At 68.0% G+C, this 12,110-nt stretch carries 11 protein-coding genes; 4 read left to right on the forward strand and 7 right to left on the reverse strand.

Annotated features, from left to right (window positions below):
- Window positions 1-22: 22 nt before the first annotated feature.
- Window positions 23-1,789, reverse strand: coding sequence for a glycoside hydrolase family 3 protein (locus AC37TH_RS00370; protein WP_490762366.1), 1,767 nt, complete (start codon window positions 1,787-1,789; stop codon window positions 23-25).
- Between the two features lie 84 nt (window positions 1,790-1,873).
- Between AC37TH_RS00370 and AC37TH_RS00375 the strand changes: the two genes are divergently transcribed.
- The 3 genes from AC37TH_RS00375 to AC37TH_RS00385 all read left to right on the forward strand — a co-directional run bounded on the left by AC37TH_RS00375 (window position 1,874) and on the right by AC37TH_RS00385 (window position 4,803).
- On the forward strand, window positions 1,874-2,461 hold the full coding sequence (locus tag AC37TH_RS00375) for a TetR/AcrR family transcriptional regulator (RefSeq protein ID WP_490762367.1): 588 nt from the start codon (window positions 1,874-1,876) through the stop codon (window positions 2,459-2,461).
- Between the two features lie 99 nt (window positions 2,462-2,560).
- Entirely contained in the window at window positions 2,561-3,295 is a 735-nt protein-coding gene (locus tag AC37TH_RS00380) for a phosphatase PAP2 family protein (RefSeq protein WP_490762368.1), read from the forward strand.
- Window positions 3,292-4,803: a carboxylesterase/lipase family protein gene (locus tag AC37TH_RS00385; protein ID WP_490762369.1), complete on the forward strand. Its 1,512-nt coding sequence runs from the start codon at window positions 3,292-3,294 to the stop codon at window positions 4,801-4,803. Before AC37TH_RS00380 ends, AC37TH_RS00385 begins: the two co-directional genes overlap by 4 nt.
- 93 nt (window positions 4,804-4,896) lie before the next feature.
- Here AC37TH_RS00385 and AC37TH_RS00390 read toward each other — a convergent pair whose 3' ends face one another.
- The 6 genes from AC37TH_RS00390 to AC37TH_RS00415 form a co-directional block, all read right to left on the reverse strand.
- Window positions 4,897-5,493: a hypothetical protein gene (locus AC37TH_RS00390; protein ID WP_490762370.1), complete on the reverse strand. Its 597-nt coding sequence runs from the start codon at window positions 5,491-5,493 to the stop codon at window positions 4,897-4,899.
- Between the two features lie 216 nt (window positions 5,494-5,709).
- Complete coding sequence (gene kdpC, locus AC37TH_RS00395) at window positions 5,710-6,333, reverse strand: K(+)-transporting ATPase subunit C (protein WP_490762371.1); 624 nt, start codon at window positions 6,331-6,333, stop codon at window positions 5,710-5,712.
- A gap of 22 nt (window positions 6,334-6,355) precedes the next feature.
- Window positions 6,356-8,509 carry a potassium-transporting ATPase subunit KdpB gene (gene kdpB, locus AC37TH_RS00400; protein ID WP_490762372.1) on the reverse strand — a complete coding sequence of 718 codons (2,154 nt, stop codon included), beginning with the start codon at window positions 8,507-8,509 and terminating at the stop codon, window positions 6,356-6,358.
- A 2-nt stretch (window positions 8,510-8,511) separates the two neighbouring features.
- Window positions 8,512-10,185, reverse strand: coding sequence for a potassium-transporting ATPase subunit KdpA (gene kdpA / locus AC37TH_RS00405; protein ID WP_490762373.1), 1,674 nt, complete (start codon window positions 10,183-10,185; stop codon window positions 8,512-8,514).
- Window position 10,186: 1 nt separating this feature from the next.
- A complete protein-coding gene (locus tag AC37TH_RS00410) occupies window positions 10,187-10,276 on the reverse strand; it encodes a potassium-transporting ATPase subunit F (RefSeq protein WP_490762374.1) in 90 nt (29 codons plus the stop codon).
- A 276-nt stretch (window positions 10,277-10,552) separates the two neighbouring features.
- Complete coding sequence (locus tag AC37TH_RS00415) at window positions 10,553-10,930, reverse strand: MerR family transcriptional regulator (RefSeq protein ID WP_490762375.1); 378 nt, start codon at window positions 10,928-10,930, stop codon at window positions 10,553-10,555.
- A 56-nt stretch (window positions 10,931-10,986) separates the two neighbouring features.
- On the opposite strand from AC37TH_RS00415, the gene AC37TH_RS00420 reads away from it, so the two are divergent.
- Window positions 10,987-12,110: MFS transporter (locus tag AC37TH_RS00420; RefSeq protein WP_490762376.1), on the forward strand; the 1,124-nt coding region annotated here is incomplete at its 3' end.

Here is a 12,110-nt window from a genome sequence, read left to right on the forward strand (position 1 = left end):
GCCGGGGCGACGAGGAACGCGCCTAGCCGATCGTCAGGCCGTGACCGAACGGGAACAGCGGGTCTGCGGTGTCCGACGCCACGTCCGGGCGGCTGTCCTCCACCGCCCTCATGCTGGACGGCAGCTCGATCGGCAGCCTCCCCTGGGCGGGAACGGCGCCGAACAGCACGTCCAGCACTGCAGCACCGGATGCTCCGAAGTCGCCGACCAGCGCCGTGACACCGTGGAACGGGGTCAGCACCGCCGCGCGGTCGAGGAACACGTCCAGCACGGTCGGCACGACCTTCGCGAGCGCCGTGATCCTCTCGATCTGCTCCGCGTCGAATTCGAGCGATCCCGCGTGGAAGAAATTCTCGAAGAACGTTCCGCGCACCTCGTACGGAGCGCCCACGCGCACGATCGCGACGTCCGCCTGCTCCGGGGAGTCGACGACCTCGCCGTACGCAGCCGCCACCTCGGGGGCGATGCCTTCGACGTACACCCGGACGCCGCGGGTCAGCGGCAGAGTGGGGGTTCCGTCGCCGTGCGAGAGCACGGTGATCGACGCCCGCTGGGCGGCCTCTCCCGCCTCCACGAAGTCGGCGCGACCGACGATGGAGTCGGCCAGGTCCGCATCCACCAAGGGGCTGTCGAAGAGTCCGAGCACGAACTTCTCGCGGAGCAGGCGGCGAGCGGACTCGTCGATGCGCTCCTCCGAGACGCGGCCCGAACGGACGAGTTCGACCAGCACCTCCGGGATGTCTTCCCCGCCGAACTGGTCGACGCCCGCCTCGATGGCCTTGACCATCCTGTCCTCGACCGAGAGGCCTTCGACGCCCCAGGCGCGGGCGGGGAACGGCTCACCCATCACCACGGAGTCGCTGAGCAGACCCCAGTCGGTGCAGACGATCCCGTCGAAGCCGAAGCGCTCGCGCAGCAGGGCGGTGATGACCGACTTGTTGAAGCCGAAGCCGACCTCTTCGTATTCGGTGCCGACCGGCATCCCGTAGTAGGGCATGATCTGGCTGGCGCCGGCGGCGAGCGCGGCCTCGAACGGCTTCAGGTGCTCCTCGAACCGGCCGCCGGGGTAGACCTGCTCGCGGCCGTAGGCGAAGTGCGGGTCCTCTCCGTCCTTCTGCGGTCCGCCGCCGGGGAAGTGCTTGGTCATGGTGGCGACGGACTCGCCGCCCAGCTCGCCGCCCTGGAACCCGCGGATGTACGCGGCCCCGAGCTTGCTGGTCAGCTCGGCGTTCTCGCCGAACGTCGAGACCTGGCGCGACCAGCGGGGCTCGGTGGCCAGGTCGATCTGCGGGTGCAGTGCGACCCGGAGGCCGACGGCGGTGTACTCCTGGCGCGCGATGTCGCCGAACGTCTCGACGAGGTCTTCGTCGCCGATGGCGCCGAAGCCGAGCGCCTCCGGCCACTGCGAGAACGCGCCGGCCAGCATGGCGGCGCCCGGGTTCTCGCTGAAGTGGTGGCGCGGGTCGGTGGAGATGGTCATCGGGATGCCGAGCCGGGTGCTCGCAGCGAGCTCCTGGATGCGGTTGTGCCATTCGGCGACGAGGCGCCCACTCGGCGCAGGGCCGAAGAGGTTGAGGTGGTTCAGGTGCTTGTCGACCACGTACTCGCTGGTGCCGGGCATCCCGAAGGTGGGGTTGGGGCCGGCCAGTTCGCCGTCTTCCCCCATGGTGATCATGGTGTGGAAGAAGAGCCCTGCCTTCTCCTCGATGGTCATCTGCGCGAGCAGGTTCTCCACCCGTTCTGCGACCGGCAGCGTGGCATCCCGGTACGTCTCATCAACAGCGTTCACATGTCCTCCTCGACGAAATTCTAAAAACCGTACAACATTCTGTTTTGAGTAACAAGCGAGCAGGCTGGGGGATAGGATCACGAGATGGCAGCACGGGGTTCGTACGCGAAAGGCATCGCGAAACGCGAGGAGATCCTCACCAGGGCCCTCGACGTGATCGCGCGCAACGGCTACCGGAAGACGTCCGTCCGTGAGCTCGCCGCGGAGGTCGGTCTGAGCCAGGCCGGACTGCTGCACTACTTCGGCACCAAGGAGGAGCTGTTCGCCGCAATCCTGCAGAAGCGCGACGCTGTGGATTCGGTCGGCCTCGACATCGACGCCACCCCCAGCCCCTCCGCCTTCATCGCCGGCCTGACGAACCTGCTGCGGCACAACGCCGAGGTGCCCGGCCTGGTGCAGCTCTACGCCCAGCTCTCGGTCGAGGCGGCGGAGCCGGACCACCCGGCGCAGGCGTTCTTCCGCGAACGATACGAGCACTACCGCTCGGCAGTCGCCGGGTTCATCCGGGCGGCGCAGGACGCGGGCGAACTGCCCGCCACCCTGGACGCCGATCGCGCCTCCGCCCTGCTCGCCGCCGCCACCGACGGCCTGCAAACCCAGTGGATGCTCGACGACTCGATCGACATGGCCGCGCACATCCAGTACCTCTGGGAGCGACTGACCGCGGACTGAGTCTGCTAAAAGCGTGCATTGTTTGCTTTTAAAAACAGAGCGCTATACGGTATTCGTCGATCGCCCTTCGAGCGACGACGAGAGGACACCATGACGACGATGTCAACGACCCCAGAAGGCACGCTCGGCAGCACCGGCACGCCACTCAGTCGCTCCCGAGCGCAACTGGTCACGGCCATCGTCGGCATCGCCGTCTTCGTGGCGTTCGCGGCCATCGTCGCGCAGAACCCCGCGCATCCGTTCACGCAGGCGATAGACGACGCCTGGCGGCGGCTCGTCGGCTCTGCGCACGGGCCGGAGACGGCGCCGTTCCCGATGTTCTTCCAGTATCTCGGCGAGATTCCGGGAACCATCGTCCTTGCGCTCCTCATCCCGATCGCCCTGCTCTGCGTGCGGCGCTGGCGGTCTGCGCTCTTCTTCTTCACCGCCATGATCGCGACCACGTTCGCCGCGCAGCTCGTCAAGAACCTCGTCAACCGGCCCCGCCCGGCAGACGACCAGGAGGCCGGACTGTACGGCCCGCTGTTCCAGGTCGACCACGGCTCCCTGCCCTCCGGCCACGCCGTGACCGCCGGGTTCGCCGTCGTCGCCATTGCCGCCCTCATCCCCGCAGGCCGCCGCTGGATCTGGTGGATCATCGGTACACTCGTCGCGATCGGCATGGTCTGGCAGCGCACCTTCATCAACGCGCACTGGCTCTCCGATTGCATCATCGGCCTCGTGGCGGGGGCGTCGGTCGCCACATTGATCTGGTGGGCGTTCGCCCCACTCCTCGCCAAAGACGCCGGCAAGCCTGCGCGTCGGCCCCGAACATCCATCGAAGGAGCAGCATGACCGAGACCGTCCGCGAGGATGACCCCGTGACCGGCAGCACCCGCTACGTCGAGGTCGACACCCTCGCTGGCCGGGTGCGCGGTGTGTGGCGAGGCGAGCCTGCCGACGCCGACGCCTCGGCGGCGTTCCTCGGCATCCCGTTCGCCGAGCCGCCCGTCGGTGAGCTGCGCTTCGCCGCCCCCGTGCCGAAAGCACGCTGGGACGGCGTGCTCGACGCGCTCGAATTCGGCCCGACCCCGCAGCGCGGAGACCCCGGAGTCACGCTCATCCCCGAGCCGAGCGTGCCCGGCGAGTCGACGCTGAACGTGAACGTCTTCACGCCATCCCCCATCGCGGCCGCCGACGGCGCCGGATTGCCCGTGCTCGTCTGGATCCACGGCGGAGGATACTTCGCCGGATCCCCCGCAAGCCCCTGGTACGACGGTCGCCGGTTCAACCGCGATGGCGTCGTCACCGTGTCGATCTCCTACCGCCTGGGCTTCGACGGTTTCGGCTGGATCGCGGACGCCCCGTCGAACCGCGGCGTCCGCGACTGGATGCTCGCCCTGGAGTGGGTGCGCGACAACATCGCCGTGTTCGGCGGCGACCCGGCCAGCGTCACCATCGCCGGGCAGTCGGCCGGAGGCGGCGCGGTGCAGACGCTGCTCGGGATGGAGGCGGCGCAGCACTTGTTCCACCGCGTCTACTCGATCTCCGGGGCGACCGCCGACGTCACCCCGGAGCGCAGCGAGACGTTCGGCCGCGAACTGGCCGCCGCGCTCGGGGTCGAACCCACGAGGGCGGGCTTCGCCACGCTCAGCGAGGACCGCATCCTGGAGGCGCAGAAGAAGGCGACGGCGATGACGGCCGAGACCTTCACCAGCGTGATCAAGGACGGCCTCGGGCTCGGCCCGACCATCGACGGCGAGCTCATCCTCCGCCGGACCGACGAGTCGTTCTCCGCCGGCGTCGGCGCGGACAAGCCGCTGGTGATCGGCGCGACCGACGACGAGTTCTCGATGATCTTCTCCGAGAACGCGCAGAAGCTGCGCTGGGTGCCGAAGTCGTTCCTGCTGCGCAAACTCGGGATGCCGAAGACCGCGATGAAGCCGTACCTCGCGGCCAACGCCGACGTGGCCAAGAAGGGCACGGCGCGCATCGGCGGCCGCTTCCTCACCGACCTGATGTTCCGGAAGGCGCTCCTGCGCACGATCGCCACGCGCGGCGACGCCCCGACCTGGGTGTACCGCTTCTCCTGGCCGTCCGGTGTGTTCGGCTTCGCCGAGCACTGCATCGACGTCCCGTTCTTCTTCGACTGCCTCGACTCCCCCGTCGCCATCGAGCCGCTCGCCGGCCCCAATCCGCCACAGGCTCTCGCGGACGAGGTCCACGGAGCCGCCGTCGCGTTCATCGCAACCGGCGACCCAGGATGGAGCAGGTACGCCGAGCCGTCGCGGGAGACCCGCGTCTACGACACTCCGTCCACGCTGGTGGCCGACGGATACGGGAGCGTGCGGCCGCTGCTGTAGCCGCCCGCGCCTACTTGTCCCCGCCGGGATCCATTACGCACACGTACCTCGCCGAGCACCGTGCATTACGCGAATCCGCCACGCAACTTCCGGCTACGTGGCCTTGTGCGCCGTCTTCAGCCCAAGCGTTGCAGCCACGTCATCGACGGTCGACGCGGGCGCTGCGCGGGCGAAGAGCGATCGGGGGCGCATGATTGTTATCGCAATTGACTGGTGCCGAGTGTTCTGCAATGCAAAGACGAGCTTTCTGGTCAGGCGAAGGCCATCTCGGATGTCCTGGCTCTCGATCGACGATATTGAGGTGTATGGAATCGTGGCGACCAATTCCGGGTAGCCCGTTCCGTGCCACACGCGCATTTCGTCTTGCCCAATCTCAATGACTCCAAGCTTGAGTGGAGTGGATGCACGGGTTGGCTCCGGGGTGAGCGCTTCCCATACGCTGCTTCCTCCCGTGAATGCGTATACCTTCGCGTTCGGGTGAAGCGCACGGACCGCTTTCGTCTGCGCCATTGCGCTGAACCCGATCCCGACATATATCGCAGCGGTCAGGAGGAGGACGATGATCAACGCGATAAGCCACAACGTCAGGGGATTCTTCCCGTTGACGGTCTCAACAATTGATCGAGTCAATGCCGGTATCCCCACCGCGAGGGCCGCTATGTGCAGGGTCCATCTCTGTGCAGGCCGCATGCTTTGTCCTTTCGCTGCTGGCGCGTTCATCAGTGATACGACGGGAACATCTCGTGTTTTCCTGGACTGTTTGGAAGGCCTGGGAACCCCGAAACGCCGTACGCTCCGGCCATACGTGTGCTTCCTGAAGCGAAGGCCATGCAGCTAATTGCTAGCGAGCTTCCTGCGGCAACTCAGTGTCTCAGCTAGACGTCACCAACACGAATACGCCCGTGCCTACTTGTCCCCGCCGGGATCCATCGCCGACAGCGCGAGGTTGAGCTGGAGCACGTTGACGGTGGGCTCGCCGAGGTAGCCGAGGTCGCGCTGCTGGATGTGCGCCTCCACCAGTCTCTGCACGCTCGCGCTGCTGATCCCGCGGGCTTTCGCCACCGCATCCACCTGGAGTCGCGCGTAGGCGGGCGAGATGTGCGGGTCGAGGCCGGATCCGGAGGCGGTGACCGCGTCCGCCGGGATCTGGGTTGAACCGACGCCGTCGACCTTCTCGATGACCTGCTTGCGGTCCTGGATCGCCTTCAGCAGGTCAGGGTTGTTCGGCCCGAGGTTGCTGCCGCTGGAGGCGCCGCCGTCGTAGCCGGTCCCTGCCGCCGATGGCCGGGACTGGAACCACTGCGGCAGCGGGTTCCCTTTCGCGTCTGTGAACGATTGCCCGATCAGGCTCGACCCGACCACCGCGCCCTGCGAGGTGACGGAGGAGCCGTTGGCCTGGACGGGCAGGGCGAGCTGTCCGATCCCGGTGATCACGAGCGGATAGACGACGCCGACCACGACCGTGAGGATGAGCAGCGCTCGCAGGGCGACCCAGTACTGGCGGCCGGTTCCTCGTGTTGAGGCGTTCATGATGACTTCCGTTTCCTGACTTCTAGAATCCGGGGATCAGGCTGACGACCAGGTCGATCAGCTTGATTCCGATGAAGGGGGCGATGATCCCGCCGAGCCCGTAGATCAGCAGGTTGCTGCGCAGCAGAGCGGACGCCGACGATGCCCGGTAGCGCACGCCGCGGAGCGCGAGCGGGATGAGGATGACGATGATGATCGCGTTGAAGATCACCGCGGACAGGATCGCCGACGACGACGAGTGCAGCTGCATAATGTTCAGCGTCTGCAACCCGGGGAAGACCCCGACGAACATCGCCGGGATGATCGCGAAGTACTTCGCCACGTCGTTCGCGATGGAGAACGTCGTGAGGGCGCCGCGGGTGATGAGCAGCTGCTTGCCGATGCGGACGATGTCGATGAGCTTGGTCGGGTCCGAGTCGAGGTCGACCATGTTGCCCGCCTCCTTCGCCGCCGACGTTCCCGTGTTCATCGCCACACCGACGTCCGCCTGGGCGAGGGCCGGGGCGTCGTTGGTGCCGTCACCGGTCATCGCGACGAGGTTGCCGCCCTCCTGCTCCTTCCTGATGAGCGCCAGCTTGTCCTCGGGGGTGGCTTCCGCGAGGAAGTCGTCGACGCCGGCCTCCTGCGCGATCGCCTGTGCGGTCACCGGGTTGTCGCCGGTGATCATCACGGTCCGGATGCCCATCCTGCGCAGGTCGGCGAACCGCTCCGACAGGCCGGTCTTGACGATGTCCTTGAGGTAGATAGCACCGAGGATCGTCGACTCTCCCGTCGCGGACTTCGTGGCGACGGCGAGCGGCGTCCCTCCGGCCTCGGAGATGCGCAGCACCTTCTCGTCCAGGTCGCTCAGGATGGTCGACGGAACACGAGCGGACTCCTGCGCCCACGCGACGACCATCGACGTCGCCCCTTTGCGCACCTGGGAGCCGTCGGCGAAGTCGACGCCGCTCATCCTGGTCTGTGCCGTGAACGGCACGACCTCTCCGTCGATGTCGCCCTCGTGGGCGTAGCCGAGCTGGGCGGCGAGGGAGACCACCGACGAGCCCTCCGGCGTCGGGTCGCTCAGCGAGGCGAGCGCCGCCGCCCTGACCAGCGCAGACGGGTCCACCCCCTCCACGGCGGTGAACTCGGCGGCCTGCCTGTTGCCGTAGGTGATGGTGCCCGTCTTGTCGAGCAGCAGGGTGGTGACGTCGCCCGCCGCCTCGACGGCGCGACCGGACATGGCGAGCACGTTGTGCTGGACCAGCCGGTCCATGCCCGCGATGCCGATGGCTGAGAGCAGGGCGCCGATCGTGGTCGGGATCAGGCAGACCAGCAGGGCGACGAGCACCGGGACGCTGGGGGCCGCATCCGCGAAACCGGCCGTCGGGCCGAGGATCAGCACGACCACCACGAAGATGATCGTCAGCGCGGCGAGCAGGATGTTCAGGGCGATCTCGTTGGGCGTCTTCTGGCGCGACGCACCCTCGACCAGCCGGATCATCCTGTCGACGAACGTCTCGCCCGGCTTGCTGGTGATCCGCACCACGATGCGGTCGGAGAGCACCCTGGTGCCGCCGGTCACCGCGCTGCGGTCGCCGCCGGACTCGCGCACGACGGGAGCGGACTCACCGGTGATGGCCGATTCGTCGACGGAGGCGATGCCCCAGACGATGTCGCCGTCTCCCGGGATCAGCTCCCCGGCCACGACGACCACCACGTCGCCGAGCCGCAGCTCGGCCGAGGCGACCTGGCTGACGGCCGCTCCGAGGGCCGCCGCATCCGCGATGTCGTCATAAACGTCCACCCGGTTGGCGATGGTCGTGGTGCGGGTCTTCCGCAGGCTGGCCGCCTGCGCCTTGCCGCGGCCCTCCGCCACCGATTCGGCGAGCGTGGCGAACAGCACGGTGAGCCAGAGCCAGATGGCGATCGACCAGGTGAAGGCCAGGGTGACGGTCGATCCGCCGGACTTCTGCTCGCCGAGGAACGGCTGGGCGATGGCGAGGACGGTCGTGAGCGCCGCCCCGACCTCCACGATGAACATGACCGGGTTGTGCCACAGGTCCCTCGGGTCGAGTTTGCGGAACGCACCGGGGAGCCCGTTGAGCAGTTGGCGGACGCTGAACGCGCCCTGCGGCGCCTTCCCGGCCTGATCGTGCTGATCGCGGCCGGCCGCGGTAGTGGTGAGTGTGGACATTTTCAGTGAAGCCCTTCCGCCAGGGGACCCAGCGCGAGAACGGGGAAATAGGTGAGTGCGGCGACGATGACGACCACGCCGACCACGAAGGCGACGAACAACGGCCGGTGCGTCGGAAGCGTGCCGGAGGTGGCCGGCACCTTGTCCTGAGCGGCGAGGGACCCGGCGAGGGCGAGCACGAAGACGATCGGCAGGAACCGGCCGAGGAACATGGCGGCGCCGAGCGCCGCGTTCAGCCACGGCGTGTTCGCCGTCAGCCCCGCGAACGCCGACCCGTTGTTGTTCGCGGCGGAGGTGAACGCGTAGAGCACCTCGGAGAAGCCGTGCTGACCGGGATTCAGGATCGAGACCTTCTCGATGTTGTCCCTGATCGCGGGGATCGCGAAGCTGAGGCCGGTTCCGACGAGCACGAGGGTCGGCGTGATCAGGATGTAGAGGCTCGCGAGCTTGATCTCCCGCGACCCGACCTTCTTGCCGAGATACTCCGGGGTGCGCCCGACCATGAGACCGGCCAGGAACACTGAGATGACGGCGATGATCAGGATGCCGTACAGACCGGCGCCGATCCCGCCCGGCGCGACCTCGCCGGTCATCATGTTGAGCATCGTCATCATCCCGCCGAGCGGCGTGAAACTGTCGTGCATCGAGTTGACCGCGCCGGTCGAGGTGAGCGTGCTCGTCGTGCCGAACAGGGTCGACCCGAGGACGCCGAAGCGCTGCTCCTTGCCCTCCAGGGCCGCTCCGGCCGCCTGGGTCGCCGTGCCGCCTCCCTGCAGCTCGAACAGGGTCAGTGCCACCAGGGATACGAGGAAGATCGTGGCCATCGCGCCGAGGATCGCGTAGCCCTGGCGGTTGTCGCCGACCATCTTGCCGAAGGTGCGGGGCAGCGAGAACGGGATCAGCAGCATCAGGAAGATCTCGACGAGGTTGGTCCACGCCGTCGGGTTCTCGAACGGATGCGCGGAGTTGGCGTTGAAGAAGCCGCCGCCGTTGTTGCCGAGGAGCTTGATCGCCTCCTGCGACGCCACGGGGCCGCCCGGGATCGTCGCCGTTCCGCCGGTGAGCGTCGTGACGTGCTCGAAGCCGTTGAAGTTCTGAACGACGCCGCCGACGATCAGGATGACCGCGAAGACCGCTGCGAGCGGCAGCAGGATCCGCAGGACCGCGCGGGTCAGGTCCACCCAGAAGTTGCCGATGGTGCCCGACCGGTGCGCGGCGAACCCGCGGACCAGGGTGATCGCGATGGCCAGGCCGACGGCCGCGGACAGGACGTTCTGCACGGCGAGTCCGGCGAGTTGCACTGTGTATCCGACGGTCGTCTCCGGCGAGTACGACTGCCAGTTGGTGTTCGTGACGAACGAGATCGCGGTGTTGAACGACAGCCCTTCCGGCACGGCGGGTAGACCGAGCGAGGACGGCAGGATCGCCTGCGCCCGCTGGAGCGCGTAGACCAGCAGGACGCCGAGGATCGAGAACGCCAGGACGCTGCGCAGGTAGACCGGCCAGCTCTGCTCGACCCGGGAGTCGACGCCGATCAGCCGGTAGAAGCCGCGCTCGACCCTGAGGTCCTTCCGCGACGCGAACGTCGCGGCCATGTAGTCGCCCAACGGCCGATACGCTACGGCGAGCAGCAGGACGAGGGTGGCGAGTTGCGCCACGAAAAGCCAGAACGTCATCTCAGAACTTCTCCGGCTTCACCAGGGCGTACACGAGGTAGGCGATCGCTGCGACGGCCAGGACAGCCGCCAGCAGATTGAAAACGATCACAGCTTCTCCACCCCTCGACCGACCAGGGCGACGATCGCGCCGAGCGCGAGAATCCCCGCAACGCAAATGAGGTCCAACACGGAACTTCTCCATCCGGGTCAGGCGTCCCGTCGTTGAGACGAGCCGCCGTGGTCTGGCGCTCTGCCAGAACCACGCCTCATCCAACGCGTTGCTGCAGCCAGGATGCGCGGTCCTCACGGAATCCATACGGCCCCGGGCGAAGTCCTAACGCTTTCCCGACCGTCAGGTGCCGGGGACCATCGACAGAGTCCTCCGTCAGCGCGCGACCGTGTCCGCGGGGAAGCCCGCGGTGTCCAGCCAAGACCGCATCGTGTTCCTGCTCCTGGACAGGCACGCGATGCGGTCCTCGATACCGGCGAGCTCCTTGCCGATCTCCTCCGCGACCCTGCGCGTGCAGTCCGCCGCCAGCTCCGTCCCCTTCACGCCGTCCATGTCGAACAGGATGCGGATGAGCCGCGTCGTGAGGCCCGCCTGGAGCAGTCCGCGCACCTGGTTCACGCGTTCCACGGTCTCCTCCGGGAAGTCACGGTAACCGTTCGGCGACCGGGTCGCGGTGATCAGGTCCTGTTCCTCGTAGTAGCGCAGCAGACGGGGAGCGACCCCGGTCCTGCTGGACACGTCTCCGATCTTCACGCTGAACTCCCTGGGGCTTGACCTTCACATTGATGTCAGAGTTTAGCGTTCACCACATGGAACAGATTCAGCTCGCCGATCAGGCCGTCACGCGACGCACGCCGTGGTTCGTCCTCGCCGCTCTCGGGTTCGCCGTCTTCGCCTCCGTCACCGCCGAGTTGCTTCCGCCCGCTGTGATGCTGGGGATGTCGGCGACGCTCGGCGTCGGTCCGTCCGCGATCGGATCGCTGGCCACTGTCTGGGCGGCGGCCATCGTCATCGGGACCGTCCCGGTGGTCCGCCTCACGTCGCGGTTGCCGCGGAAGCCGCTGCTGATCGCCACGCTCGGCCTCTTCGCCGTCGCCAGCCTGGTGATCGCTGTCGTTCCCGTGTTCGCGGTCGTCGTGGTGGGGCGAATCGTCTCGGCCGTGCTGGCCGCGCTGGCGTGGGCTGTGATCCTCGGATACGTCCCGACGCTGGTCTCGCCGGACCGCATCGGGCGCGCGATGGCGGTCGTGCTGGGCGGCGGGACGCTGGCCTCGGTGCTCGGCGTGCCCATCGGCGCATACCTGGCGGCACTCGGCGCGTGGCCGACGGCCTTCGTGGCGGTCGCACTTGCCCTCGCCGTCGCCGCCGCGGTCGTGGCCCGCTGGCTCCCCCGCCAGCCGGGCACGTCGGCCGAGCGAGCCCGGAGGGTCCGCCTCGACGCGTCCGCTCGTGGCGTCCTGACCCTGCTGGCGGCCGGAGCACTTCTGCTGACGGGGTATATGACCCTGTACGGATACATCGTCCCCGTGCTCGTCGAGCGCATCGGTTTCACGCGTCAGGCGGCGAGCGGCGTCCTCCTCGCAGCGGGCGCCGCCGGCGCACTCGGCATCCTGCTCAGTGGCGTCCTGGGCGACCGCTGGCCGCGAGCGGCGCTCCTTGCTGTGGTCGCCGCGATCCCCGCCGGGAGCTCTCTCGTCCTGGTGGCCCTGCTGACACCCGCGGCCACCGGCTCCGCCGTCGCGGGCGTGACGCTGATCGGTTTCGGGATCGGCGGCCTGCCTCCGCTGTTCCAGGCGCGCGTGACGCGCGCCGCGTCCCCCGCACTCCGCGCACTCGCGGCCGGCGCTTTCGTCGTCGTGCTCAACGTGGGGATCGCGCTGGGCTCTGCGGTGGGCGCCGCATTCTTCGCGCATCGCGACGCGGAGGCGGTCGC

The sequence above is a fragment of the Leifsonia sp. McL0627 genome, from assembly GCF_058244615.1.